Source organism: Vibrio sp. T20, assembly GCF_007858795.1.
In the GTDB taxonomy this organism is placed as follows: domain Bacteria; phylum Pseudomonadota; class Gammaproteobacteria; order Enterobacterales; family Vibrionaceae; genus Vibrio; species Vibrio satsumensis.
Genome location: NZ_VFEB01000141.1, coordinates 98,345 through 125,163, shown reverse-complemented (window position 1 = coordinate 125,163; position 26,819 = coordinate 98,345). Strand labels below are relative to the sequence as shown.

Here is a 26,819-nt window from a genome sequence, read left to right as displayed (position 1 = left end):
ATGCTTATACGACTTATATACACTCTTATATTGTCATTGGCCTCTCCACTGCTTCTCTATGGGCTTTATAAGAGCAAACCCGGAAAGCCAAATTTTGGTAAGCGCTGGAAAGAACATTTCGGTATCACACCGCAAACTCAAGGTAAAAGCCCTATCTGGATTCATGCCGTGTCGGTGGGTGAATCTATTGCTGCGATGCCTGTCATTAAACAATTGAAGCTGCGAGATCCAAATCAAGCCATCATTGTTACCACAACGACCAGCACAGGTGCTGAGCAAATAGAGAAGCTTGGTGATTTGGTCGAGCACCGCTACATGCCGATTGATTTTTCTTGGTGCATTCGAGGTTTCTTGAAAACTGTTCAGCCTAAACAGATGTTAATCATGGAAACCGAATTATGGCCAAACACACTGCACTGCGTCGCGAAAGCTGGAATCCCCATTTCGGTACTCAACGCTCGCCTATCTGAACGCTCATGCCAGCGTTATGCTAAATTCCAAGCCGTTTTTGACCTCTTAGCCAAAAACCTCTCTCAAGTACTTTGCCAATACCCAAGTGATGCTGAGCGTTTTATACGATTAGGGTTAGATAAAGCATCTGTGCATGTGACTGGGTCGATCAAGTTTGATATTGAAGTCTCAGCTGAACAAGTATCCAAAGGCAAAGCGTTACGTGAACAAATTGGCTTTGAACGCTGTGTATGGATAGCTGCCAGCACTCATCAAGGCGAAGATGAAATTATCTTAGACGCTCATAAACAGCTCCTTAAAGACAATCCTAATACCTTGCTGATGATCGTGCCTCGCCACCCAGAGCGGTTTAACCAAGTGGCGGAACTGGCTAAACAGCACCAATTCAACACCATCACTCGAACGAGTCAGCAACCAATCACCTCTGCTATTGAAGTGTATATTGCGGATACGATGGGAGAAATGTTGGTATTACTCGGTGGCGCTGATGTCTGTTTTATGGGCGGAAGTCTTGTAGGCGATAAAGTAGGTGGTCATAACCTACTAGAACCAGCAGCCCTACAGCTACCTTTGCTTAATGGCCCTAGCTACTTTAATTTTAGCGAAATTACTGACAAGCTACTTGAAGCTCAATCTGTCACTATTTGTCAAAACAGCAATGAAATTGCAGGCCAGCTCAGAGAGCTATTCACCAAACCAAAATTACGCAAAGACAAAGGCTTAGCCGCTTATCAAGTTGTTGAACAGAACCGAGGAGCGTTGAACAAAACCTTGGAAATTACAACCATCAACCAAGTTACTAAGTAGCACCTAAAGGAAAAAATGATTATAGTTTGGTCAGGTTTTTAAAATTCTGAGGTTATATGTTCTATATGATTGGTTCAGCTCTATTTCGAGCACTGGAGAAGGCACATATAAAAGAGAAGGAAGCGAAATATAAAAGACGCTACTCTATTGATAGTACCTTTGATTTGAAACGAAGCCACGTTAGGTTTTATGGAAAAGGCGACATTATTGGTGGTGCTGAGTCCTATGTTGGTCACAACACGGCTATACAAGCGATGCCTGGTTATACAGTAAAAATAGGAAAAAGGACTCGTATTAGCCACAACGTAAGAATGTATACATCATCAACAGAAACTCAACAAGATTTCACGCAACGTCCTCTAAAAAACTATTTTGGTAATATTGATATTGGCGAAGGGGTCTGGATTGGAGCTAATACTGTAATCCTCCCAGGAGTAACCATCGGTAACAATGTTGCCATTGGAGCCAATAGTGTAGTTACAAAAGATATACCTTCAAATACTGTTTACGGCGGTGTACCTGCTAAATTTATAAATAACAAATAGTTTTATTCATTTACCTTGTAGCCCTGAACTAAATACTCCCAATCCGACTCCTGCCATTGAATCTGGCGCTTGTTCACTTCTTTTAAAAACGAGCGCTTTAATCGATTCAAGTTGCCTTCTTTCCAGTCATCACCCGCTTGATGCCCACACTTGTCAAAATCAATGATCCACACCCTTTGCGAGTCATCAAGTAAGATATTATGAATGTTGAGATCGGTATGATTAACCCCAACATCATGCATCTTGCGTACCTCTTGGCCAATTCGACGATAAACATCCGCATCTATTGGATCAGAAACCAAGACATCAACCAGATCTTTCGCATTGGGAATTCGTTCCGACATCAGATCAGCACGATAAAATAGTCCACTTTTCGTCGCCCGAGCGGCAATAGGCTTCGGTACATTCACACCTGCGTTTGCCAATGCCTTGAGAATATTAAGCTCCATCGCACAGCGCGTGCTTTCCCAATCAGAGAAACGATATTGGTCTTCGACTAGCTTCCCAAACAATCCGCCACGGCGATAATGGCGCAATGCGGCCTGTATTCCATCAAGCTGAATGAACCATGTGGTACCGCGTCCTTGAGCACTGCCTGAAATAGCGTCTTGTTGCTGCCAATATTCAGCCTCAAAGATCTGAGCGATATCGCCTTCTGGTACCTGAGCCAAAAGTTCAGGGTCGTACCAAATTGTTTGGTTCTTGGTGCTAATCGTTTCCATCTATGAGGCCTTTGGGTCGCTTTTCGTCATTGCTATTTTACAACTAATGCGAGTATCTGCATAATTCTGATGTTATTCACTTTTTTCGGGCACTTTATGTCACTGTTCTCAACTGCACCTCAATCTCTTTGCATACTTCGCCTCTCCGCGATTGGCGATGTTTGTCATGCTATTTCTGTGGTTCAAGCCATCCAGAAGCAGTGGCCTGAAACGAAAATTACTTGGATAACGGGCAAAATAGAAGCCATGCTGATCGGCGATCTACCCGGTATTGAGGTGATTGTTTTCGATAAGAAACAAGGCTTCAAAGGAATGCGTGAATTATGGCGTCAGCTGTCTGATCGTAAATTTGATGCACTTCTGCATATGCAAGCCGCACTCAGAGCCAGCGTGCTATCTTGGGGGATAAAGGCGAAGTGCAAAGTGGGGTTTGGCAAAAACCGTACTCGTGAAATGCAGTCACTCTTTACCAACCACCATCTACCTATTTCAGATAAGTTTCATGTTTTGGATAACTTTGCCGAATTTGCTCGCTACATTGGTGTGCCCTTCGATAAGCCTCAATGGGATATCCCTTTAACACCTGAAGATGAACAACTAGCAATTAGCACCATGGCAGACAAGCCGACCTTGGTTATCTCCCCAGCTGCAAGCAAAGATTCACGCAATTGGTTAACTGAGCGATATGCCGCTATTGCTGATTATGCTGTCGAGCAAGGTATGCAAGTGGTGTTATGTGGTTCTCCTGCACCAAGAGAAGTTAACCTCGGTAACGACATCGAAAAATTATGCCTGTCGCCAGTCACTAACTTGATTGGCAAAACGAACTTAAAGCAACTGACTGCCGTACTGAAACATGCAACAGTTGTATTGGCACCGGATACTGGTCCAGCCCACTTAGCAACCACACAATCCACGCCTGTAATCGGGTTATACGCGCACAGTGACCCACGAAGAACTGGGCCCTATAACGACCTTGATATTGTGGTCAGCGTTTATCAGCAGCTCGTAGAGGCGCAACAAGGGAAACCGGTTCAAGACCTTCCATGGGGAACTCGAGCAAAAGGCGATGATTTAATGAAAGACATCACGCTCGACATGGTAAAACAGACACTCGACAAAGCTTTAAACTCTATTAAAACACCAAGCAAGGACAGCTAATATGACCACACACGTTATCTACCCAGGCACTTTCGATCCGGTAACCAATGGTCACCTCGATATTATCGTCCGTGCCGCGAGCATGTTTGATCATATCACCGTTGGGGTGGCCGCGAGCCCAAGCAAAAAGACCATGTTTAAGTTAGAGGAGCGAGTAGAGCTGTTGCGGGATGCAGTGTCTCACTTGCCTAACGTGTCTGTTGAGGGGTTTTCTGGGTTACTGGTCGATTTTGCGAAGCAACAGAAAGCTAACGTATTGGTGCGTGGCCTAAGAACAACTATGGATTTTGAATACGAATTCGGTCTCACGAGTATGTACCGAAAACTCCTACCCGGACTTGAAAGTGTGTTTCTAACCCCATCAGAAGAGTATGCATTCCTCTCTTCGACAATAGTTCGAGAAGTAGCTATACATGGTGGAGACATTAGTCAGTTTGTACCACAAAAAGTTGCAGCTGAAATTAAGCTAAAGACAACCAAGTAATTCTCTTTATCTACAGCGAAAAAAATAGCGCTCGTTGAGCGCTATTTTTATTAATACCTATAACTTAATCCACCCCTAGCACGATCTATCTGACACGACAGAGCCACTAACAGTCAATCAGCCATACTGCCTCAACATTCTTGAAGCCCGTCACAACCATAATCGCTAAATAAGTGAACCATTATTACAAAAAGCTAGGCGAGTGTTAACATAGTTCACTACAAACAAAAACATCAATATAGCTCTATGAAATCATACTGCATTACCTTAAAAGCGAATCATTGTAGGCAAAAATCAACAGCCGACGCCCTTAAGGATGTTCAGGTTGATTTTGAGTTTTTTATTGGAGTGGATGCGCGAACCGATGAACACCCTCTACTAAAAAGAATTCACGATAGAGCTTTTTTACATAATATGGGCAGGTCCCATGCCATTGGAGAGGTTGGATGTTATGCAAGCCATTACCTTATTTGGCAAAAATGTGTAGAGCTCAATGAATCAATTTTAGTCTTCGAAGATCATGCCGAGATTGATACCGACACATTTCGTAATACTCTGACTATCGCCGAGCAGCATATTAATCAGTGTGGTTTTATTCGCTTACAAGACAGTAAGAACAAACTACATTACTCAGTTAGCACGTACGATGCCCAACATCTTATTAAGTATTTGAAAGTTCCTCAAGGAACCGCCTGTTACGCGATATCTCCCAAAGCAGCACAAGCTTTCATCGAACAAAGTTCAACGTTCAATTATCCAGTTGATGTATTCTTACGGAATACTTGGGTCCATAAACACCCCATGTTTGGTGTTTCTTCTGCGGGATTACAACGTAGTAAGCAGCCGTCAATTATTGGTAGTCGTAAACATAAAGGTAGAAAAGACTATTCTGTCGCCTTTATGAAGATTGTGAACAAAATAAAGAGTATGACGCTCAACTTATCAACAAACCTTTACCACCTTATAGTTCTAGATAAAGAGTTCAGACCAAAGCTCTAAAAATAGGAAAGTAAAACACTAACCCTCTTCAAAAAACAAAAATAGCACTCATCGAGCGCTATTTTTAATTCGAAACCATCAATTATTACAGCGAGTAATAGGCTTTATACCAATCAGCGAAAGCTTTCGCGCCTTCTTGGATTTTAACTTGAGGTTTGTAGCCAACCGCTTCAAACAAGTCTTCAGTATCTGCGTAAGTTGCATACACATCACCTGGCTGCATTGGCATGAAATTCTTTTTCGCTTCAACACCGAGAGCGCCTTCTAACGCTTCGATGTAGTCCATTAATTTAACTGGACTACCATGACCGATATTAAACACTCGGTATGGTGCTGAGCTGGTCGCTGGTGACCCTTGCTCAACCGTCCAATCTGGCTGTTTAGCTGGAATACGGTCTTGCACTCGAAGAATGCCTTCAACAATATCATCGATATAAGTGAAGTCGCGCATCATGTCGCCATTGTTGTAAATATCGATCTCTTTGCCCGCTACAATTAAGTTCGCAAACTTGAACATCGCCATATCAGGGCGACTCCAAGGGCCGTAGACGGTAAAGAAACGAAGGCCTGTCGTCGGTACGTCATATAGATGCGAGTAAGTGTGTGCCATCAACTCATTCGACTTCTTAGTCGCTGCGTACAATGAAATCGGGTGGTCAACGCTGTCTGCCGTGTGGAATGGCATTTTCTGGTTCAAGCCATACACAGAGCTTGATGATGCGTACACTAGGTGTTCAACCTTGTTGTGGCGACAGCCTTCAAGAATAGCTAAATGACCGACAAGGTTACTATCAGCATACGCCATTGGATTATCGATTGAGTAACGAACGCCAGCTTGCGCCGCTAAGTGAATCACACGGTCAAACTTTTGCTCAGCAAACAACGTTGCCATGCCTTCTCTATCAGCAAGATCAAGCTCGATAAAGATTAGGTTTTCATGCTCAATGCGCTTTAAGCGATCATGTTTCAAAGAGACTTCGTAGTAGTCATTTAGGTTATCAATACCAATAACCTCATGTCCTGCTGCACATAATCGCTCTGAAACTGCAGAGCCAATAAACCCGGCAACGCCAGTTACTAAATATTTCATTCTACTATTCTCAATTCATATCATTAGTGTAATTGTAGCTACTAGCCTGCCTATCTACTAGCGTAAAAAAGTGAACATAAGTTCAGTTTTTTTATACTTGGCACTCTTCACAGAAAAACGTGTTCCTCTGCCCTATTTTTAACTCTTGAATAAGAGCTTCACAATTAGGGCACTTTTCGCCTGCTTTGCCATACACTTGTAGCTCTTGAGCAAAGTATCCAGGTTTACCATCCGCCTGTGCGAAATCTTTTAAGGTAGTGCCGCCTTGCTTGATGGCGGTGGCGAGGACTTGTTTGATCTCTTTGGTCAACAAGACCCACTCTTCTTTTGTCACTTTGCTTGCGGGACGCAAAGGGTTGATACGTGCAGAAAATAGCGCTTCGTTGGCGTAGATATTTCCGACACCCACCACCACTTTGTTGTCCATGATGAATTGCTTGACGGCAACCTTACGCTTTTCTGCCTTCTCGGCTATGTAGTCAGCATTAAAGTCATTAGTTAGCGGTTCAGGGCCAGATCCAAGTAACACTGGATGTATTTCATCAGGAGCAGACCACAGCCATGCACCAAAGCGGCGAGGGTCGTTATAGCGCAGTACTTTGCCGTTGGTGAGCTTAAGATCCACGTGATCGTGTTTTGCTGCCGGGAAATCGGCATCTAACACGCGCAGTGAGCCAGACATACCAAGGTGAACAATGGCAGTGCCGGTATCTGTTTCTATCAATAGGTACTTAGCTTGGCGTGAGATAGATCGAATCACCTGCCCTTCTAATGCTTTGAGCTCTTGTGGGATATCCCAACGCAGCTTAGGCGTGCGAAAGGTAAGCGTTTTAATGGTCTCGCCGACTAAATGAGGTGAGATCCCCATACGGCTTACTTCGACTTCGGGTAATTCAGGCATAATCTAGTCGTCCGATTTAGAGGAGTGGTGAGCGTTAAAGCTTGGAAACAGGTAGCTCTCTTCAATAGACACCGCCAACCACTGATCATTCCAGTTTTTTAACAACCAGAACTCAGGCAATTGATAATAAGTAATGCGTTGGGGCTCTTCTTGGTCTTGATACCATACTTCGATGGTGTGTGGTGTCTTTAACCGAGACGTAAGGTTTGTGTAGGTCTGTGAGTCGACTTCCGTGCCCACAAGCTCTTTCCAACGTTGTGATAACTCTTGTGCATTGGTGGTTTGAGGGAAGTCCGTACCTTTGAACTGGAAAACCCATTGATTGTCTTGTTGAATGACAGACCACTTAGCAAAGTGCAACGCTTGAAGCTCTGCTTTTGGGTTCAGGAGATAAGGATAAGGGCTATCAACCTGAGGCTCAGGTTCGATAAGGTACGCTTTGATCAATGTTGGAAGGTTTAACACGCCAATAAAAGCGATCACACTGAACATGAGTATGTTGTTCCACCGGCGTCCACGATATCTCATCTGATTCTGCTCATCTAACCTATTGAACATTCAGTATATCGTGAAAGTGGCAATACTTTCTATGTTGTGCGGTTTTCTATCTATAAGGCGCTATATTAAGCAAGAACAATTAAGTTACTCAAATTTTAGATATAAAAAAACCCAGCGATTAAACTGGGTTTTTCAATTCTTTCTTCTACTGAAGAAGAGCAAAAAAAGCATCAATTACTTGATTTTAGCTTCTTTGTACATAACGTGTTGGCGAACTACTGGATCAAACTTTTTGATCTCAAATTTGCCTGGCATGTTACGCTTGTTCTTATCAGTTGTGTAGAAGTGACCAGTACCTGCAGAAGATACTAGACGAATTTTCTCACGAATGCCTTTAGCCATTGCTTAATTCCTCTTAAACGTTTTCGCCACGTGCACGGATATCAACAAGAACAGCATCGATGCCTTTCTTATCAATGATACGCATGCCTTTAGCAGTTAGACGTAGTTTAACAAAACGTTTTTCGCTCTCTACCCAGAAACGATGAGTTTGTAGGTTCGGCAGAAAACGGCGCTTAGTAGCATTGCGTGCGTGTGAACGGTTGTTACCCGTTACTGGACGCTTACCAGTTACTTGGCATACTCGGGACATGAATGTCTTCTCCAATCGTTTCAGCTCGATATCAACCTTGGTGGCCGAACCTCTCTATCAATTAAAATAGAAGGTAAAAACCGTTATGGAAAATCCATACAAGGCTATCAAAGGTCGCGCATTATACTAACTTGACACGCATTGCTCAAGACCCGAACAGATCCTTTTTACGGATTTCGTGATCTTTTTTTGTGCAGCGCAGCTTGCTTGAGTAATCAGAGCTGATTTTAGGTCTAAAAATGTGGGCGGAATAATAGCAGATTTAACGCAACTAACAACCTAAAATGTGATTCAAATCCATCCACGTTCTGCAAAAGAGACAACTTCGCCATCTCCAACCACAAAATGGTCGAGTATTCGTATGTCCACCAGCGCCAGTGCATCGGTTAATCGACGTGTAATCCGCCTATCGGCTTGGCTTGGTTCTGCAACACCCGAAGGATGGTTGTGAGCCAAAATTAATGCCGCCGCATTGTGATGAAGTGACCGTTTAACCACTTCCCTCGGGTAAACCGATGCGGCATCGATGGTTCCTTCAAACATTACCTCGTCCTTTATTACCCTATTTTGGTTATCGAGGAACAATATATAGAAGGCTTCTCGCTGGCGATCGCGCAACATGCTCGAGAGATAAAGCTTAGTATGACTTGGGCTAGTAAGCGCATCTCCACGAGATAAAGTCTCTGCTAGATAACGCTGCGTCATCTCTAACACAGCTTGCAATTGAACATACTTGGCCTGCCCCATCCCTTTATGAGCACAAAACTCTTCCTGCGTTGCTGAAAAGAGATGGCGGAGCGAGCCAAAGTCTTTGATCAACTTGTCTGCGAGTTCCAAGACGTTCATTCCTTGTGTCCCTGTTCGCAGGAATATCGCGAGCAGTTCCGCATCACTCAAGGAATCAGGCCCTCTATTTAACAACTTTTCTCTCGGCATCGATTCGGCAGGTATTTTATCTATTGGCATATAAAGACAATCATTGGTCATGAACACAACCCATCACCTTAATGAGATCGTAATAAGAGATCCTTCGATAGAGGTCAAAGGAAACGAGACACTAACAAAATCGTGTAATTGATAAGTTTGATAACACCAACTTGATGAGCGTCAACTCTGTTCGAGTTCTGCTTCTAGGCACTTATCCTTTGTTCTGATATCGTAAGTCGCAGAGAAATTAAGGAACAGAATCATGCAAACATTGGTTAATCAACTGAGTAACGCTGACCAACAAGGCCTAGCTGGAAAAAAAATCCTACTTGGCATTAGTGGTGGTATCGCTGCGTATAAATGTGCCGAACTGACTCGACGCTTAATTGAACGTGGAGCACAAGTACAAGTCGTGATGACAAATGCAGCCAAGGAGTTCATTACTCCTCTCACCATGCAAGCCGTCTCTGGAAGGCCAGTGTCTGATAGTTTGCTTGATCCTGCTGCTGAGGCTTCCATGGGGCACATTGAGCTCGCAAAATGGGCTGATTTGGTATTACTAGCGCCAGCAACCGCTGATCTGATTGCTCGCATGACAGCTGGCATGGGTAACGACCTACTGACCACTTTGGTTCTAGCAACCGATGCGCCAGTTGCGGTATCTCCGGCAATGAACCAACAGATGTACAGCCACCCTGCCACTCAAGAGAACATCGCAACACTAAAACGTCGTGGTTGTGAGATTTGGGGACCGGCGGCTGGCGAACAAGCGTGTGGTGATGTGGGCATGGGCCGCATGCTAGAGCCTATGCAGCTTGTACACCGCTGTGAAGACTTCTTCCAACCCAAACCACTTGCAGGCCGCTCTGTACTTATTACTGCAGGCCCGACTCGAGAAGCGATCGACCCTGTGCGCTACATTACCAACCACAGCTCAGGAAAAATGGGCTATGCACTGGCCGAAGCAGCAGCTAAACAAGGCGCTACGGTTACTTTAGTCAGTGGCCCAGTATCACTCGCGACACCGAATAATGTCACTCGCGTTGATGTTGATAGCGCTCAACAGATGCTAGATGCCGTTTCTTCACGCGCTGCTCAGCACGACATTTTCATCGGTTGTGCTGCAGTTGCAGACTATCGTCCTGAGACAGTTGCAGACCAGAAGCTTAAAAAAGTCGACGGTAAAGATGACATGAACATTCAAATGGTTAAGAACCCAGATATCGTCGCTTCTGTCGCTTCAATGACTGAAGGTCGTCCATTTACTGTTGGCTTCGCAGCAGAAACTCAAGATGTTGAGAAATACGCGCGCGGCAAACTAGAAAGAAAGAACCTCGACATGATTTGTGCCAACGACGTCTCAGTCGCAGGCCAAGGCTTCAATAGCAGCAGTAATGAATTGCACCTTTATTGGAAAGACGGTGATAAATCTCTGCCACTGGACAGCAAAGACACACTTGGTTTCCAGATCCTCGATCAGATCCAACAGCTTATTGATGCATAAACGCACAAATTTGCTCTGACAATCTGCTGACACCTCTCGATTCTGTTGACCTAAGGCTCACAAAACTAGGAAACAGAATTGATTGGTGTTTATAATCCTTCTTCACTCAATCCTCATCTTTAGGAAAGGAAGTAAATAGATGGCTGGTGCTCGAAAATCAAACCGTCGTGAAGAAATCCTACAAGCTCTCGCACAAATGTTGGAATCGACCGAAGGTGCTTCTCGTATCACAACGGTAAAGTTGGCCAAGCAAGTGGGTGTTTCTGAGGCTGCGTTATACCGCCACTTCCCAAGCAAAGCTCGCATGTTTGAAGGCCTAATCGAGTTCATTGAAGAAGCGTTGATGTCTCGAATCAACCGCATTCTGGATGAAGAGAAAGACACGCTAGAGCGCATACGCCTAGTGCTACAACTTATCTTAGTTTTCTCAGAACGTAACCCAGGCCTGACTCGAATTTTATCTGGTCATGCTCTAATGTTTGAAAATGAACGCCTGCGTGATCGCATCAACCAACTTTTCGAACGCATTGAGACGCAACTTCGCCAGATCCTGCGTGAAAGAAAGCTTCGTGAAGGGAAATCATTCCCGGTTGATGAGAAAATCTTAGCCGCTCAGCTGCTCGGTCAAGTTGAAGGCAGCTTGAATCGATTTGTTCGCTCAGACTTCAAATATCAACCGACAGAAAACTTCGATGCTTATTGGGCTCTGCTAAGCGCTCAGATTAAGTAGCAATCAAATTTTAAGTGATGGTTATGACGACGAAAACTTCTCCGACAAACAGCACTGCACAACACGTTATTACTAAGCCACCTTTTACTCTGGCGTTACTCCACCCTAAATACTGGGGGGTATGGTTCGGTTTTGGGTTATTGGCGCTTATCGTTAACGTTCTTCCTTACCGTCTCTTACTGCTATTAGGCCGATCGTTAGGCTCTTTGGGCGCTCGTTATGGTAAAAAACGTGTAGCGGTAGCAACACGTAACTTGGAACTCGCCTTCCCAGACAAGCCAGCAGATGAAGTCTCAGCAATGGTCAGCGAGAACTTCAAGAACACTGGTATGGCACTCATCGAAACTGGCATTACCTGGTTTTGGCCAACGTGGCGTTTCAAGCGAATCCTAGTAGATAAAGATACCCAAGCACTGCGTACGCATAAAGCCAACGGTAAAGGTGTTTTGTTGTGCTGTGTGCATGCCTTAAACCTAGAGATCACGGCACGAGCAATGGCTGTTCTCGGTATTTCTGGCTTAGGGGTTTATCGCCCACACAACAACCCTGCTTATGAATTCATTCAGTACCGCGGTCGTACCCAAAACGGCAACCGCCTAATTCACCGTAAAGACGTGAAGCGCATGATTCGAATCCTGCGTCAGGGTGAGATCCTTTTCTACCTACCGGATCATGATTACGGTCGTAACAAATCTGTGTTTGTGCCTTTCTTCGCGGTAGAAGATGCATGCACCACTACAGGCACCAGCATTCTTGCGTACACCAGCCGATGTGCACTTGTTCCGGGGTCTGGTTTTAGAAATGCCGACGGCAAATATGAAATCATGGCCGATGAGTCAATCGAAGATAACTATCCGCAGAAAGATGAGAAAGCCGCCGCTGCCTATATGAACCGCTATCTTGAGAAGATTATCTTAAGAGCACCAGAACAGTGGATGTGGCTACACAAGCGCTTCAAAACAATGGAAGATCCAGAAGTGGAACGCGGCATTCGTTATAAGTAGAGTAGCCGCTACAAGTAAATACTTCTGAACCAAAAGAAAAGGGGCTGATGATTCATCAGCCCCTTGTGCATTCTATAGCTATAACAAATTGTATTAGATGCCGTACTGAGCGCGGTACGCTTTTACTGACTCTAGTTGTGCTGCGTCTGTGCCTTTCTCTTCAAGGAAAGTCACAAGATCAGTCAGGCTAACGATTGAGATAATCGCACAACCGAAGTCTCGCTCTACTTCCTGAATTGCAGACAACTCGCCTTTGCCCTTCTCTTGGCGGTCAATCGCAACCAGAACACCCGCTAAATCAGCGCCGTTTGCTTGGATGATTTCCATCGACTCACGAATCGCAGTACCAGCAGTGATCACGTCATCCACTAGCATGATGCGACCTTCAAGTTCGCTACCCACTAGGTTGCCACCTTCACCGTGGTTTTTCGCTTCTTTACGGTTGAAACAGTAAGGCGTGTCCACATCGTGGTGATCTGCCAGTGCAACCGCTGTCGTCGTTGCAATTGGGATACCCTTGTATGCAGGGCCAAATAACACATCAAACTCAATGCCAGAATCAGCCAATGCTGCTGCGTAGAAGCGACCTAAGCGTGCTAGGTCACGACCTGTATTAAACAATCCAGCATTGAAGAAGTAAGGGCTCTTACGGCCAGACTTTAAAGTAAATTCACCAAACTTAAGTACTTCTTTCTCTAGTGCAAATTCAATAAATTCACGTTGATATGCTTTCATGCTCATCCTCTAAATTAATTTACTTTCCAATTCCTAACTTCCGATCACTTCGAAAGCTAACGATGATGTATTTTCTAAATAGATAGCTCTACAACAAGGCAGCAAAGTTTTTCAGCCCTATGAGCATAGGGAACCTATGTGATTAGGGTGAAAAATTGTAGCTAACACAGGTGTAGAGTTATATATGACGAAAATAAAAAAAATAGCCCCCATTTGGGAGCTATTAAAAATAATTAGTCGGCCAACGCAGCTTTCTGCGCTTCGACGATATCGGCAATACCCTTATTCGCCAAGGCTAAAAGCTGCATCAGCTCTTCGTGGCTGAACGGTTCGCCTTCTGCGGTGCCTTGAATCTCAATCATCTTACCGTCTTCCGTCATTACAACGTTCATATCGGTATCTGCTGCTGAGTCTTCAACGTACTCAAGGTCACACAGTGCTTGTGCACCAACGATACCCACTGAAACTGCCGCTACGTGGCCTTTCATTGGGTTCTTTTTCAGTTTACCGCTTGCTAGTAAGCTGTTGATAGCATCAGCCATTGCAACGCTTGCACCTGAGATAGAAGCAGTACGTGTACCGCCGTCTGCTTGGATAACATCACAATCGACAGTGATCATGATTTCACCCATTACTTTCAGGTCAACAACAGCACGTAGGCTACGCGCGATCAGACGTTGGATTTCCATCGTACGACCACCTTGCTTACCGCTCGCCGCTTCACGACGGTTACGAGTGTGCGTTGCACGTGGCAGCATGCCGTATTCAGCGGTTACCCAACCCTTTCCTTGGCCTTTTAACCAACGCGGTACGTTTTCTTCTACCGTCGCATTACATAGAACTTTAGTGTTGCCGAACTCAACTAATACAGAACCTTCAGCATAAGCTGTGTAGTTACGAGTAATTTTAATTGGACGAATTTGATCTACAGCGCGGTCATTTGGACGCATTGGTATCTACCTTATTAACAGTCTGAAGTGATTTACTATCGAAAGAGTGCATCACCTAAGAAAGGGGTGAGACAGTTTTGATTGGGGCAAGATTATATAGCAGTTTATCATGCAAAGCTATCCATCATGAAAGGCGACAAGCTTCGGGAGCACACCATATCGTGATACTATGCGTGCGCGTTATTTTCAGAATGATAAAAGACAGGAAAATTCGATGATTTATAGTATGACCGCGTATGCACGCAAAGAAGTAAAAGGCGATTGGGGTACAGCAGTATGGGAAATCCGTAGTGTAAACCAGCGCTACCTAGAAACTTACTTCCGTATGCCTGAACAGTTCCGTGGTTTAGAACCAATCTTGCGTGAGCGTTTCCGCAAGCGTCTAGCGCGCGGCAAGGTTGAGTGTAACCTGCGCTTTGAAGCAAACCCTGCAGCAAAGGGCGAACTAAGCATTAATGAAGGTTTGGCTCAGCAAGTAATTAATGCTGCGAACCAAGTTATGACCATGACAGGTGAAGACAGCCGTCTGAACCCATTCCAAGTCATGAACTGGCCTGGCGTGATGGAAACGCCAGAGCAAGACATGGATGCCATCAACAAAGACCTACTTGAAGCATTCAACGATGCAATCGCAGAATTCATTGATGCTCGTGCTCGTGAAGGCGAAAACATGAAGGCGCTAATCGTTCAGCGTTTAGATGCAATCACTGAAGAAGTAGTTAAAGTTCGTGCACGCATGCCTGAGATCCTAGAGTGGCAACGTGAGCGTCTTCTTACCAAATTTGAAGATGCGAAAATTGAACTTGAAGGTTCTCGTGTTGAACAAGAGCTTATCCTACTCGCACAGAAGTCAGACGTAGCAGAAGAGCTAGACCGTCTAGACTCTCACGTGAAAGAAGCGAACGTAGTGTTGAAGAAAGGTGGCGCTTGTGGCCGTAAGCTAGACTTCATGATGCAAGAGTTCAACCGTGAGTCAAACACGCTAGCGTCTAAGTCTATCAGCACAGACATCACAGCATCAGGCGTAGAGCTTAAGGTTCTTATCGAACAGATGCGTGAGCAGATTCAGAATATTGAATAACAGTTTGTCAGTAACACGCTGTGAATAAGCTATTAGCTGAATCAGTGTTGATTAGATCAAGATAAGCTCCTAGTTTTAGGGGCTTTTTTTATGGATGCAATAAGGCCAATCAGGTTGAGCAGGTTGTTACGCAGGAGATTTGTTTGGAGCAAGAGATAGATACAGCTATAGATAAAACAGAGAAGCGGATGTAACAAAGGATTTTAGAATATCTTGAGGGGGATATTACAGGTGGAACTAGAGGGGAAAGATTTAAAGGAGAAAGTGACGCAAGTTGCTAATGCAACCTGCGCCGACTTAAAATCTTATAGAGCTACAACGTTTGCAGCTTGAAGACCTTTTTGGCCTTGCTCTACTTCGAAAGACACTTGTTGGCCTTCTTTAAGAGTCTTGAAACCTTCAGAAGCGATTGCACGGAAGTGTACGAATACGTCTGCGCCGCCGTTGTCTTGAGTTAGGAAACCGAAGCCTTTCTCTTCGTTAAACCATTTTACTACGCCGTTTGTTTTGTTAGACATGATGTGTCCCTTATATAAAAATAAAAAATTAATCGCCAAAAGTGCGATGCGCTGAAAGCTTGAATTATTTAATGTATCTATGAAGCTAAGGGAAACACTGAGAATAACAATGAAGCAATACTAAGGGTTTTACTTTACAACTGGATGTTTCATTTAATAACCCTGAAAACAGAGCGACGCCATTCTTGGTGATCTTAGCCTGCTTGTAAAGCGTTATTTGGATAAATTGATGTTTTTTTGTTCAACTAACCCAATTAAAAACCCAACGATATCGCTGGGCTTCATTTATAAAACCTTAACCTTCAAAGTGTTACTCATCTGGCTGCTTGGTTCGAAGGTCTACATACGGCCAATAATGATGCCCAACACGAATCAAGAGTGTTGCAGCAGCTAAGATAAATGCCGCTAAAGATAACCAAACGATCAATACTGCATCGAGCTCTTTCATACCCAAAGTGATGTAACGAGCAATCGCCATCATCGCGATATAGATTGGGTATCGCACTGGGATCTTACCGTTCATCACAAACTGTTGAACCATCGCCAACACTTCTAAATAGATGAACATCAATAGAATGTCGGTCAGTTGTACACGGCGTTCAGCGAAGACATGCATGAACTCTTCGACCATCGCAAACAAGGTCGCGAGCGTGATCGCCACCAGCAATACCGCTTCCATAATGTGGAACACTTTTAAAAACGGCTTACTAAAAGATTTGGGTAAATGAGAAGGCATAGTCACTCTTCAAAAAATAATTAATCCAGTCTCTACAATAGCATGCATCAATATAAGTCGCGTACTCTCTATCGGATAACACCATCGATTGCACACGTTTTATAGAAGCAACAGATACAAAAATGACCCCACATTCACTGTAGAGCCATCTATTGATCTTTTACTTAATAGTAGCTAATTAGCCTTTAAAGCAGAATCAGGTAAGTTAAGAACACCACACAGGCCGTAGATAAGTGGATGCACTTCTTTATACAAACCAAAACCACTAAAAATAAACTCAATTAAATTAAGTACCTAGGTTTGAAAGTGTCATAATAGTACACGCTGATATCGGAGTTACTATGGTTCAAAATCGTCATTTGGAATAGCAGATAAGATTCCTCTCTTCTGCATGCCCTTTACTGAACAAAAACAACTGGTCACCTTTCACTTTATACATCAGTTCAATTTTAGCTCTTACCAGAGCGTCCATATCACGAACAAAAATCTCATTGCCAGTTGGCTTTAGATTCCAGTCGATATGTTGATAGGCAACCGATAGGAGACCATTCTCAGCAATGTAGTTTGCTTCATAATAGACTTCGTAGGGCTTGGTTTCTCCGACAAGTGTCTGAACATAACCTTTCTGAAAAATCAGCAAACTGTCATTTGAGGTAAACTCTAAAATAGAGCGATCAGCGATCTCTTGATAGTGACGATACCCTTGCGAAACAAACCCCTCATCAAGCTGAACACATGCCCAACGACTACCCGCTAACTGTTGTTGCTCAAACTTCCATTGATACAACGCCACACCGATGACACAGGTAGCAAGCGCAATATTGAAAACGACGACCGATTTTATCCGCATATTGATCGAGCCCTCCTAATTGCTTTCACCACCGTCTCTGATAAATCATCAATACTCACCGAATGATTCACGTAGCTTGCGTTCTTACTGCCGTGTTTCGCAAAAGCAAAAGTTTTAATCATATAAACGTCGTCGTCATAAGCAGACTCTGCGATTCGCAGATACATATCCGCATGACAGGTTGGAAACGATTGAGTCGCTAACTCATATGCGAGCAGTCGACCGTCACTTATTAAATAAGCACTGTCATAAAGATAAAAATCGGTCACGCCAATCTGAAAATGTTGATACTCACTAGGCTGGAGAAACTGTGGCTTTCGGATAAAAGGCTTAGTAAAAAAAACGAACACCAAACAGGCTAGCAGCAATACCGTCACAAACCCATGCCAAGAATACATGTTCATTTTCAAGGTAGGGGCAGGCTTAAGGCTCACCTCTTCTAAAACGATTTCTTGCTCTTGGCTAACCCGAATTGCTCGGTTTCCTATTTTCTTAATCGGCTCTTTGCCACTGTGAATGTTCAGAACGTAGCCAATTTTGCTGACTGTTTTCAAGGTGACATCGTGCGCGCCCAACTGCTCGAAGTTTTTCCTTAAACCTGAAATGACATTAGTTATCGCTTGGTCAGTGACTAATGCGCCCCCCCAACACGTTTCAAATAGTTGTTCACGAGTAACGTGAACACCCTGGTTTTCAAGTAACAAGCTCAACACTGCATATGGAAGCGGGCGTAATTGAATACATTCCCCATCGGCATTCGATAAAGTTAGAGTCGTTGGATCGAGAATCAAATTGGAAAAACAGACTCTATGCATACACTCACTATTACCGAAATTAGGGCTCACGTAACCAAAAAAACACACGCGTGAAGAACTGGATCCTACCATTACCAAGTCAACTGCGTAAGCATTGAGTACAATCCATCTACCTAAAGCAAAAGTTCCTACAGAAAAAACACAACATCAACTATATCAATGAATTATGCAATAAAGATAAAAACATATAAAAGGAAAATCATCAATAAACCGACAACTCATGAAGTTTATATGAATTCCATCTTTAGTTTTATATTGTCATTGAACACATAATGCACACCACTTTTTATTCCCGATGAGATGAATCTAATGAAAAAAGCAGTGATCCTTCTGGCGGCATTTTCTGCCTTTGCCGGTGCCCAAGAGCAAGCAGTTGAGAAAGACGTATCAGGCTTTTACCTAGGTGGTGGTTTTGGTACCACAACTTACGATGACGATGCCGCGTTTTCTACACTAGAAACAAAATACTCAACGCTTAAGTTGATTGGTGGCTATCAATTTAACCGCATTGTTGGCGTTGAAACACAATTCACCAAATACAGTAATATAACAGCACCAGGCTTGTCAGGTTATGCTATCGAGACAGCAGGCATATCTATTGCTGCAAACCTTGGCTACACCTTTGATAGCGGTTGGCGTCCATTTGGTACCATAGGTCTAACGCAGCTTTCATTTGATGTTGATGACTATGGTAGCAAAGATGAAACAGCATTGCGTCTGGGCGCAGGTGTAGAATACACACCAGCAAGCCTTGAGAACCTAAACTTCCGTGTGGCTTACGAAGTTGATACCTTCAGCGTTGATACTGGCCACTGGTTATACAATGATGTGACCGTCCAACTTGGTAGCTTCTACGCTGGCGCAACGTACAAATTCTAATAACGAACACTTCGTTGGCTAGTAAACGTAAAGAGGCGACCACCGTCGCCCTTTTTAGATGAACATCAGCAGAATAGCGGTAAGTTGAACTCAACGTTCAGCAAAAACGAGCATAAATTTAAGATACAACAGATACAAAAATGGCCCCACATTCACTGCGGAGCCATCAGTTTGCCTTTTACTTAGCGACCTTTAAGGCTAATTAGCCTTAAAGCAGAATCAGGTAAGTTAAGAACACCACACACAGTCCGTAGATAAGCGGGTGTACTTCTTTGCGCTTACCTGCCACAACCATTGTGAATGCGTAGCTGATGAAACCCATCGCCATACCGTTCGCTGGAGAGAAGCTTAACACTGTAAACATGATGGTGAAGAAGGCTGCAATGCGTGACTCTTTCTTTTCCCAGTTAATCTGACCAAGGCGACCTACCATGTAAATACCCACAACTACCATCGCCGGCGCAACCATGGCTGCCGAGAAGATAGAGAAGATTGGGTATAGGAATAGCGAGATTAGGAACAAACCCGCAACCATGACTGCCGCTAAGCCCGTTTTCGCACCTTGAGAAGACGCAATACCTGACTCAGAGAAAGCCGTAATCGACGTTGTACCCAGAATAGAGCCAATCACAGTACCGCCTGCATCAGCCACTAGAGCCGACTTCGCGTTTGGCACCTTACCGTCTTTATCAATGATTCCTGCATCGCGGCCAACACCAACGATCGTGCTCAAGCCATCGAAGAAATCGACAATCAGGAAGATAAGCACGATGAATAATAGGTCGAACATTTTCTCTGGCGTGAAAGCAGAGAAATCGAAGATAGCGCCGAAGCTACCTGCCATGCTTGGTGGCATAGCTACTAACTGTTCTGGGATTGGCGCGTTTGATGTACCCATAAATACGTCAGCAAGAATAGTTAGTGCAATTGCCGACACAAATGAAATGAATGTAGCGAGCTTGATATCACGAACCATACAGCCTAGTGCGATGAAGATACTTACATAAGCGATGATCACTTTTGGATCTGAGATATCACCTAGACCAACCAACACGAATGGGTTAGAAACGATAATGCCTGCATTCTTCAGACCTAAAAAAGCAATAAACAGTCCGAGAGATACGGTAATTGCCAGTTTCAAGTCTTCAGGGATCGACTCAATCATCGACTTACGAATATTAGTCAGTGAGAACGCAAGATAAAGTATGCCCGACAAGAAGATGCCGAATAGCGCTTCATTCCAAAGTACCGCGACTGAACCACTTAATAGCAAGCCTTTAAAGAAGCCGTTCATACTCATGCCCGGCGCAAGCATCACTGGATAGTTGCCCCAAATACCCATGATTAGGGTCGAAATAGCCGCAGCAAGTGCTGTTGCAGTAAACACGGCACCTTTATCCATTCCAGGAATACCACCCAAAATCGCTGGGTTGACCGCCAGAATGTAACTCATCGCCAAGAAAGTAATGAAACCCGCGTACAGCTCAGTGCCAATCGTGGTTTTTCTTTCAGTGATTTTAAACAACGAATCAAGTGAGCCAGAAGAGTTCTGGGCTTTTAGGGTGGAATCGGTACTCACAACAAAACCTATGCAATAAATTAAGAATTTGGTGATTCAAATGCTGTGAGAATAGAGAAGTCTCTACACTAAAAACTGTAGTCACCAAGATAGGCTCGGTAGTAGAAACATTTGATCCATTTCATCAAACATATACAGCATTTAATCGTTTGCGCGGATTGTAAGGATTGAGATTAAAACTTCAACAGATTTTGTCCAGATCACATAAAAAAGTGCAGATGGTGAGTGATTACATTTCTACAAAGATCCTCATGAAGATCATTCGCCAATAAATAACGATCAAGCCAGTTGTTCTCAATCATCTAAATATGCTACTCTTCGCCTCCATTTTTCTGACCTAATTTTCACCAGTTGCTTCTATTAGTTTTACTCGTTATCTCTTTATAGACGTAACCAACGGAACAACAATTAGAGTCAGTGCTATCTTTTATAGTGTAGGTCTATTGCCTTCACTCAATCCAACCAACAGTGGAAATATACAGATGGGCAAAGGTACTCTTTACATCGTATCTGCACCTAGTGGCGCAGGTAAGTCGAGCTTGATCTCAGCAATGCTAGAAACCAATCCAACCTACGCAATGAAGGTATCTGTTTCACACACCACTCGCGGTATGCGCCCTGGTGAAGAGAATGGTGTTCACTACCACTTTGTAGAAAAACATCACTTCGAAGATCTTATTGGTAAAGGTGAGTTCCTAGAGTACGCTGAAGTGTTCGGCAACTACTACGGTACTTCACGCGTTTGGATTGAAGAAAACCTAGACCGCGGTATCGATGTATTCCTAGATATCGACTGGCAAGGCGCTCGTCAGATCCGTGAACAAATGCCTCAAGCGAAGAGTGTATTCATTCTTCCACCATCAAATGGTGAGCTAGAGCGTCGTTTGAATGTTCGCGGTCAAGATAGCGACGAAGTTATTGCGAAACGCATGAGCGAAGCAAAATCAGAGATTTCTCACTATGCAGAATATGATTATGTGATCGTGAATGATGACTTTGATGCAGCCCTAATGGACTTCAGAGCTATCATTCGTGCGGAACGTTTAAAAGAAGATAAGCAAGCAGCGAAATACAGCGGCATGCTTACTGCTTTATTAGCGGAATAATCTAGATCCCCTAGATTTTCCATTGAGATAAGTATACGGTGATCTAGAAAGTCTCTAGTTAAACTTGTATACTTTCTCGTCATCAAAAATTTATTAGTTAATTACTATTTGGAGTCCTCATGGCACGCGTAACTGTTCAAGACGCTGTTGAAAAAGTTGGCAACCGTTTCGACCTAGTTCTTATTGCGGCTCGCCGCGCACGTCAAATGCAAACTGGCGGTAAAGATTCACTAGTGCCTGAAGAAAACGATAAACCAACGGTTATCGCTCTTCGCGAAATCGAAGAAGGTCTTATCACTAAAGACGTACTAGATGCTCGTGAGCGTCAAGAGCAACAAGAGCAAGAAGCGGCTGAACTTGCAGCAGTAAGCAGCATCGCTCACACTCGTTAAAAGCGTCATTCGAACTAATTAACCTTCCGGGCCTTTAATTTGTATCTATTCGATAGCCTCAAAGACGTTGCCCAAGAATACCTAACAGAGCCTCAAATTGAGGCTCTGCGTCAATCTTATGTGGTAGCGAGAAACGCCCATGAAGGGCAAACCCGTTCAACGGGTGAACCATACATAATCCACCCTGTTGCTGTTTCAAGAATCCTGGCAGAAATGCGTCTGGATATCGAAACCCTGCAAGCAGCCCTACTCCACGATGTAATTGAAGATACTGAAGTTACAAAAGAGGAGCTAGAAGCTCAATTTGGCAATACTGTTGCTGAACTGGTTGATGGTGTATCTAAGCTGGATAAGCTTAAATTTCGTGATCGCAAAGAAGCGCAAGCAGAGAACTTCCGCAAGATGGTTCTCGCCATGGTGCAAGACATCCGCGTTATCTTGATCAAATTAGCTGACCGTACTCACAACATGCGTACACTTGGGGCTCTTCGTCCTGATAAAAAGCGTCGTATTGCTCGTGAAACCCTCGAGATTTATTCTCCGCTAGCTCACCGTCTTGGTATTCATAACATCAAGACCGAACTAGAAGAGCTGGGATTTGAAGCCCTTTATCCTAACCGTTATCGCGTACTTAAAAACGTAGTGAAAGCTGCGCGTGGTAACCGTAAGGAGATGATCCAACGTATCCATAGCGAAATCGAGGGCCGCCTTGAAGAAGTCGGTTTGCCTGCTCGCGTACTTGGTCGTGAAAAGAACCTGTTCTCCATCTATAACAAGATGAAAACTAAAGAGCAGCGCTTCCACACCATTATGGACATCTACGCTTTCCGCGTGGTGGTTGATACCCCAGATACTTGTTATCGCGCACTTGGTCAGGCTCACAGCCTGTACAAGCCTCGCCCTGGCCGCATGAAAGATTACATTGCGGTACCAAAAGCCAACGGCTACCAATCTCTGCATACGTCAATGATCGGCCCTCATGGGGTGCCAGTTGAGGTTCAGATCCGTACTGAAGATATGGATCAAATGGCAGACAAAGGTGTCGCGGCGCACTGGTCTTACAAAGGCAATGGTTCGCGTAGCAGTAATGGCACAACCGCACAGGTTAAAGCACAACGTTGGATGCAGAGCTTACTTGAGCTGCAACAAAGCGCGGGTAACTCATTCGAGTTCATTGAAAACGTTAAGTCTGATCTGTTCCCAGATGAAATCTTTGTATTCACGCCGAAAGGTCGCATTGTCGAACTTCCTGCGGGCGCAACAGCGGTCGATTTTGCTTACGCGGTACATACCGATGTCGGCAACATGTGTGTAGGCGCTCGTGTAGACATGAACCCTTACCCACTCAGCAAATCGCTGAAGAACGGTCAAACCATTGAGATCATCAGTGCTCCGGGCGCACGTCCGAATGCAGCATGGCTCAACTACGTGGTGACATCACGTGCGCGCACTAAGATCCGACAGGTTCTGAAAACCATGCGTCGTGAAGAATCGATTACTTTAGGTCGTCGTCTACTGAATCACGCACTTGGCGAACACTCGATTGGCGATATCGGCCAAGAGAACGTTGAACATGTTTTGTCTGATCTGCGTCTCGATAACATTGAAGACTTACTAGCATCGATTGGTCTTGGTGAGCTGATGAGTATCGTGATTGCTCGTCGCCTACTGGGTGATGCTGACGAACTAACTGAAGTGGAAAACAACAGCGATACACCAAGGAAGAAACTTCCTATCCGTGGTGCTGAAGGTCTACTGCTGACGTTCGCCAACTGTTGTCACCCGATTCCAGATGATCACATCATTGCCCATGTATCTCCAGGTCGTGGCCTTGTGGTTCACCGTGAAACGTGTCCAAACGTTCGTGGTTACCAAAAAGAACCAGACAAGTACATGGCGGTTGAATGGTCTGACGATTACGACCAAGAGTTCACAGCTGAGCTTCAGGTTGATCTGCAGAATCACCAAGGTGCACTGGCTGAGCTAACTAATGTTATCTCGAAAACAGGCTCTAACATTCACGGTATTTCTACCGAAGAACGTGACGGTCGCCTGTACACAGTGACTATCTTGCTGACCACTAAAGATCGTGTTCATCTTGCAAGCATTATGAAAAAGCTACGTGTGATGCCACACGCGCTGAAAGTAAGACGTCGTAAGAACTGATCCAAAAGCAGATGAGAGATACGAGTCTCGAGATGCGAAGAGCACAAGCTTTTCACTACTCAACTCTCCGTATTTCGAGTCTGCTTTAATTTTTTGTACCGCCCTGTTCTTTTCTTAGCTCGCTTACCCACATCCCGCATCTGCTCCTAATCTCTTCGTATCTCGTTTACCCGCATCCCGAACCGGCTCTTAATCTCTTCGTATCTCGTTTACCCGCAACCCGAATCTGCTCTTAATCTCTTCGTATCTCGTTTACCCACATCCCGCATCTGCTCTTCATCCTTTCGCATCCCGCATCTGCCCTTAATCTTTTCGAATCTCGTTTACTCGCATCCCGTATCTGCTTCTAAGCTTTATCCTGTACAAAAATCCAGTAAAATGCTTGAATAGATCATCTCTCTTACGTTTATGAGCCTTGTTATGTCACAGCTTTTATCTGCTATCCCTCTCAACTCTTTATCTGGAGTCGGCGCTAAAGTCGCAGAGAAACTGGAGAAGGTTGGGCTTAATAACGTACAAGACCTGCTATTTCATCTCCCTTTACGCTATGAAGATAGAACACGCATCTATCCGATCGTAAAACTGCACGCTGGCCTTTGGGCTGCGGTGCAAGGCAAGGTGATGCATGTTGATACCATTTTCGGTAAACGTAAGATGCTCGCAGTAAAGATCAGTGATGGGAATGGCACCATTACCCTACGCTTTTTCAACTTCACTGCCGGAATGAAGAATAACTTTGCCGAAGGCAAACAAGTACACGCCTACGGTGAAATCAAGCGCGGCAATATGGGGCTGGAGATCGTCCACCCTGACTACAAGTTCTTTGCCCCAAGGCAGCAGCCAGATGTTGAAGCGAACCTAACGCCGGTGTACCCAACCACTGAAGGGCTAAGACAAGTCACGCTGCGTAACCTGGCAGACCAAGCGTTAGAGCTTATCGACAAAGCAGCCGTCAATGAGTTGCTACCATCTGGTTTATACGATCACCAAATCACCCTAGCACAAGCGCTGCATACCATTCACAGACCACCTCCGGGCATTGACCTAGAGCTGTTTGATGAAGGTAAACACCCTGCGCAACTGCGTCTGATTATGGAAGAGTTACTGGCTCAAAACCTGTCGATGCTGTCAGTTCGCAGCAAAGGGCAACAAGACAAAGCGATGCCATTTCCTCCAGTAAATACGCTTAAAGATAAGCTGCTGGCTCAGCTGCCGTTTTCTCCAACCAATGCTCAAGCACGAGTGACTAAAGAGATCGAAGCTGACTTGGAAAAGCCGCACCCTATGATGCGCTTAGTACAAGGGGATGTAGGTTCAGGTAAAACCTTGGTTGCTGCATTGGCGGCGGTTCGAGCGTTAGAACATGGTCAACAGGTCGCTTTGATGGCACCAACTGAACTATTAGCAGAGCAGCACGCGATCAACTTTGCCAACTGGTTTGAAGCAATGGGCATTCAAGTGGGTTGGCTTGCAGGAAAACTCAAAGGTAAGGCTCGTGAGACTGAACTGGCGCGCATTGCCAGTGGCGAAGCACAAATGGTTGTCGGTACTCATGCTCTCTTCCAAGAGCATGTCGAGTTCAAAAACCTTGGTCTCGTGATCATTGATGAGCAGCACCGATTCGGTGTCCACCAGCGACTAGAACTGCGCGAGAAAGGCGCAAAGCAAGGTTACTACCCTCACCAATTAGTGATGACGGCAACGCCAATTCCACGAACGCTCGCAATGACGGCCTATGCCGATCTCGAAACCTCAATTATTGATGAGCTACCACCGGGGCGAACACCGATTCAAACCGTGGCAATTCCAGATACCAAACGTGATGACATTGTTGAGCGGGTGCGCAATGCGTGTCTCAATGAGGGCAAGCAAGCCTATTGGGTGTGTACGCTAATTGATGAGTCAGAAGTATTAGAAGCTCAAGCCGCGGCTGACACAGCAGAAGAGCTGCAACGAAAGCTGCCAGATGTGAAAATTGGCTTGGTGCACGGCCGAATGAAACCCGCAGAGAAACAAGCGGTGATGCAGGAATTCAAAGACAACAAACTGCACCTTTTGGTTGCGACAACCGTGATCGAAGTCGGTGTGGATGTACCGAATTCGAGCTTAATGATCATCGAGAACCCAGAGCGTCTAGGCCTAGCACAACTGCACCAACTGCGTGGCCGTGTTGGCCGTGGTTCAGTCGCAAGCCACTGTGTGCTGCTGTATCACTCTCCACTATCAAAAACCGCTCAGAAGCGCTTAGGGGTACTGCGTGAAAGTAACGATGGCTTTGTGATTGCTCAGCGAGACCTAGAGATCCGTGGCCCAGGTGAGCTACTTGGCACTAAACAGACCGGCTTGGCTGACTTTAAGATTGCCGACTTAATACGAGACCAACGTTTAATCCCTGAAGTGCAGCGTATCGCCCGCCATATTCACGATAGCTTCCCAGACAATGCTAAGGCGATCATCAATCGCTGGTTAGGCGAGCGCGATGTCTATTCTAAGGCGTAATTAGCCATTATATTCCCG

General features: G+C 44.7%; 28 protein-coding genes and 1 riboswitch. Of the genes, 14 read left to right on the top strand and 14 right to left on the bottom strand.

All coding sequences use genetic code 11. The features are described 5' to 3' along the window. Together waaA and FTW16_RS17620 are read left to right on the top strand one after the other, a co-directional pair. On the top strand, positions 1 to 1,278 hold the full coding sequence (gene waaA / locus FTW16_RS17625) for a lipid IV(A) 3-deoxy-D-manno-octulosonic acid transferase (RefSeq protein ID WP_146492002.1): 1,278 nt from the start codon (positions 1 to 3) through the stop codon (positions 1,276 to 1,278). A gap of 65 nt (positions 1,279 to 1,343) precedes the next feature. Continuing rightward, on the top strand, positions 1,344 to 1,823 hold the full coding sequence (locus tag FTW16_RS17620; RefSeq protein ID WP_246856161.1) for an acyltransferase: 480 nt from the start codon (positions 1,344 to 1,346) through the stop codon (positions 1,821 to 1,823). A gap of 2 nt (positions 1,824 to 1,825) precedes the next feature. Here FTW16_RS17620 and FTW16_RS17615 read toward each other — a convergent pair whose 3' ends face one another. Next, positions 1,826 to 2,545 carry a 3-deoxy-D-manno-octulosonic acid kinase gene (locus tag FTW16_RS17615; protein WP_146492000.1) on the bottom strand — a complete coding sequence of 240 codons (720 nt, stop codon included), beginning with the start codon at positions 2,543 to 2,545 and terminating at the stop codon, positions 1,826 to 1,828. A gap of 96 nt (positions 2,546 to 2,641) precedes the next feature. On the opposite strand from FTW16_RS17615, the gene FTW16_RS17610 reads away from it, so the two are divergent. The 3 genes from FTW16_RS17610 (at position 2,642) to FTW16_RS17600 (ending at position 5,189) form a co-directional block, all read left to right on the top strand. Then, entirely contained in the window at positions 2,642 to 3,706 is a 1,065-nt protein-coding gene (locus FTW16_RS17610) for a glycosyltransferase family 9 protein (RefSeq protein ID WP_146491999.1), read from the top strand. A gap of 1 nt (position 3,707) precedes the next feature. Then, positions 3,708 to 4,190: a pantetheine-phosphate adenylyltransferase gene (gene coaD, locus FTW16_RS17605; RefSeq protein ID WP_146491998.1), complete on the top strand. Its 483-nt coding sequence runs from the start codon at positions 3,708 to 3,710 to the stop codon at positions 4,188 to 4,190. Positions 4,191 to 4,436: 246 nt separating this feature from the next. After that, a complete protein-coding gene (locus FTW16_RS17600) occupies positions 4,437 to 5,189 on the top strand; it encodes a glycosyltransferase family 25 protein (RefSeq protein ID WP_146491997.1) in 753 nt (250 codons plus the stop codon). Positions 5,190 to 5,274: 85 nt separating this feature from the next. On the opposite strand, the gene FTW16_RS17595 is transcribed toward FTW16_RS17600, so the two are convergent. From FTW16_RS17595 to radC, 6 genes are all read right to left on the bottom strand, one after another. Beyond that, positions 5,275 to 6,279: an NAD-dependent epimerase gene (locus FTW16_RS17595; RefSeq protein ID WP_146491996.1), complete on the bottom strand. Its 1,005-nt coding sequence runs from the start codon at positions 6,277 to 6,279 to the stop codon at positions 5,275 to 5,277. Positions 6,280 to 6,370: 91 nt separating this feature from the next. After that, positions 6,371 to 7,180, bottom strand: a complete 810-nt coding sequence (gene mutM, locus FTW16_RS17590; RefSeq protein ID WP_146491995.1) for a bifunctional DNA-formamidopyrimidine glycosylase/DNA-(apurinic or apyrimidinic site) lyase — start codon at positions 7,178 to 7,180, stop codon at positions 6,371 to 6,373. Between the two features lie 3 nt (positions 7,181 to 7,183). Continuing rightward, positions 7,184 to 7,708, bottom strand: a complete 525-nt coding sequence (locus FTW16_RS17585) for a hypothetical protein (protein ID WP_146491994.1) — start codon at positions 7,706 to 7,708, stop codon at positions 7,184 to 7,186. A 204-nt stretch (positions 7,709 to 7,912) separates the two neighbouring features. Beyond that, a complete protein-coding gene (gene rpmG, locus FTW16_RS17580) occupies positions 7,913 to 8,080 on the bottom strand; it encodes a 50S ribosomal protein L33 (RefSeq protein WP_002535344.1) in 168 nt (55 codons plus the stop codon). A 13-nt stretch (positions 8,081 to 8,093) separates the two neighbouring features. Further along, entirely contained in the window at positions 8,094 to 8,330 is a 237-nt protein-coding gene (gene rpmB / locus FTW16_RS17575) for a 50S ribosomal protein L28 (RefSeq protein ID WP_004728407.1), read from the bottom strand. A gap of 291 nt (positions 8,331 to 8,621) precedes the next feature. Next, positions 8,622 to 9,296, bottom strand: coding sequence for a RadC family protein (gene radC, locus FTW16_RS17570; protein WP_029236389.1), 675 nt, complete (start codon positions 9,294 to 9,296; stop codon positions 8,622 to 8,624). Between the two features lie 223 nt (positions 9,297 to 9,519). On the opposite strand from radC, the gene coaBC reads away from it, so the two are divergent. The 3 genes from coaBC to lpxL all read left to right on the top strand — a co-directional run bounded on the left by coaBC (position 9,520) and on the right by lpxL (position 12,495). Beyond that, positions 9,520 to 10,761, top strand: a complete 1,242-nt coding sequence (gene coaBC / locus FTW16_RS17565) for a bifunctional phosphopantothenoylcysteine decarboxylase/phosphopantothenate--cysteine ligase CoaBC (protein ID WP_146491993.1) — start codon at positions 9,520 to 9,522, stop codon at positions 10,759 to 10,761. Positions 10,762 to 10,900: 139 nt separating this feature from the next. Beyond that, a complete protein-coding gene (slmA, locus tag FTW16_RS17560; protein WP_017063086.1) occupies positions 10,901 to 11,491 on the top strand; it encodes a nucleoid occlusion factor SlmA in 591 nt (196 codons plus the stop codon). A gap of 23 nt (positions 11,492 to 11,514) precedes the next feature. Continuing rightward, a complete protein-coding gene (gene lpxL, locus FTW16_RS17555) occupies positions 11,515 to 12,495 on the top strand; it encodes an LpxL/LpxP family Kdo(2)-lipid IV(A) lauroyl/palmitoleoyl acyltransferase (RefSeq protein WP_146491992.1) in 981 nt (326 codons plus the stop codon). Positions 12,496 to 12,588: 93 nt separating this feature from the next. Here lpxL and pyrE read toward each other — a convergent pair whose 3' ends face one another. Both pyrE and rph read right to left on the bottom strand, forming a co-directional pair. Beyond that, complete coding sequence (pyrE, locus tag FTW16_RS17550) at positions 12,589 to 13,230, bottom strand: orotate phosphoribosyltransferase (RefSeq protein WP_146491991.1); 642 nt, start codon at positions 13,228 to 13,230, stop codon at positions 12,589 to 12,591. A gap of 233 nt (positions 13,231 to 13,463) precedes the next feature. Continuing rightward, positions 13,464 to 14,180, bottom strand: a complete 717-nt coding sequence (gene rph / locus FTW16_RS17545) for a ribonuclease PH (RefSeq protein ID WP_009847983.1) — start codon at positions 14,178 to 14,180, stop codon at positions 13,464 to 13,466. A gap of 214 nt (positions 14,181 to 14,394) precedes the next feature. Here rph and FTW16_RS17540 point away from each other — a divergent pair, with 214 nt between their 5' ends. Next, on the top strand, positions 14,395 to 15,261 hold the full coding sequence (locus tag FTW16_RS17540) for a YicC/YloC family endoribonuclease (protein ID WP_004735725.1): 867 nt from the start codon (positions 14,395 to 14,397) through the stop codon (positions 15,259 to 15,261). Between the two features lie 305 nt (positions 15,262 to 15,566). Here the strand turns inward: FTW16_RS17540 and FTW16_RS17535 are convergent, their stop codons facing one another. The 4 genes from FTW16_RS17535 to FTW16_RS17520 form a co-directional block, all read right to left on the bottom strand. Beyond that, positions 15,567 to 15,779, bottom strand: coding sequence for a cold-shock protein (locus FTW16_RS17535; RefSeq protein WP_004735656.1), 213 nt, complete (start codon positions 15,777 to 15,779; stop codon positions 15,567 to 15,569). Between the two features lie 310 nt (positions 15,780 to 16,089). Beyond that, on the bottom strand, positions 16,090 to 16,515 hold the full coding sequence (locus FTW16_RS17530) for a phosphate-starvation-inducible protein PsiE (RefSeq protein WP_017062464.1): 426 nt from the start codon (positions 16,513 to 16,515) through the stop codon (positions 16,090 to 16,092). A 355-nt stretch (positions 16,516 to 16,870) separates the two neighbouring features. Next, entirely contained in the window at positions 16,871 to 17,365 is a 495-nt protein-coding gene (locus tag FTW16_RS17525; RefSeq protein ID WP_146491990.1) for a hypothetical protein, read from the bottom strand. Then, complete coding sequence (locus FTW16_RS17520; RefSeq protein ID WP_146491989.1) at positions 17,356 to 18,180, bottom strand: transcriptional regulator; 825 nt, start codon at positions 18,178 to 18,180, stop codon at positions 17,356 to 17,358. The genes FTW16_RS17525 and FTW16_RS17520 overlap by 10 nt, the downstream gene beginning before the upstream one ends. A 309-nt stretch (positions 18,181 to 18,489) precedes the next feature. Between FTW16_RS17520 and FTW16_RS17515 the strand changes: the two genes are divergently transcribed. After that, complete coding sequence (locus FTW16_RS17515; protein ID WP_146491988.1) at positions 18,490 to 19,059, top strand: porin family protein; 570 nt, start codon at positions 18,490 to 18,492, stop codon at positions 19,057 to 19,059. A 208-nt stretch (positions 19,060 to 19,267) separates the two neighbouring features. Here FTW16_RS17515 and FTW16_RS17510 read toward each other — a convergent pair whose 3' ends face one another. After that, positions 19,268 to 20,638, bottom strand: a complete 1,371-nt coding sequence (locus FTW16_RS17510) for an NCS2 family permease (RefSeq protein ID WP_048661315.1) — start codon at positions 20,636 to 20,638, stop codon at positions 19,268 to 19,270. Between the two features lie 58 nt (positions 20,639 to 20,696). Continuing rightward, positions 20,697 to 20,796, bottom strand: a riboswitch (purine riboswitch). A 324-nt stretch (positions 20,797 to 21,120) separates the two neighbouring features. Here FTW16_RS17510 and gmk point away from each other — a divergent pair. The 4 genes from gmk (at position 21,121) to recG (ending at position 26,801) form a co-directional block, all read left to right on the top strand. After that, positions 21,121 to 21,744, top strand: a complete 624-nt coding sequence (gene gmk / locus FTW16_RS17505) for a guanylate kinase (protein ID WP_048661314.1) — start codon at positions 21,121 to 21,123, stop codon at positions 21,742 to 21,744. 119 nt (positions 21,745 to 21,863) lie between these two features. Continuing rightward, positions 21,864 to 22,136 (top strand): DNA-directed RNA polymerase subunit omega, encoded by a 273-nt coding sequence (rpoZ, locus tag FTW16_RS17500; protein WP_009848003.1) that lies wholly within the window; start codon positions 21,864 to 21,866, stop codon positions 22,134 to 22,136. Positions 22,137 to 22,175: 39 nt separating this feature from the next. After that, entirely contained in the window at positions 22,176 to 24,302 is a 2,127-nt protein-coding gene (gene spoT / locus FTW16_RS17495) for a bifunctional GTP diphosphokinase/guanosine-3',5'-bis pyrophosphate 3'-pyrophosphohydrolase (protein WP_048607651.1), read from the top strand. A gap of 420 nt (positions 24,303 to 24,722) precedes the next feature. After that, entirely contained in the window at positions 24,723 to 26,801 is a 2,079-nt protein-coding gene (gene recG / locus FTW16_RS17490; protein ID WP_146491987.1) for an ATP-dependent DNA helicase RecG, read from the top strand. The last annotated feature ends 18 nt before the right edge of the window (positions 26,802 to 26,819 follow it).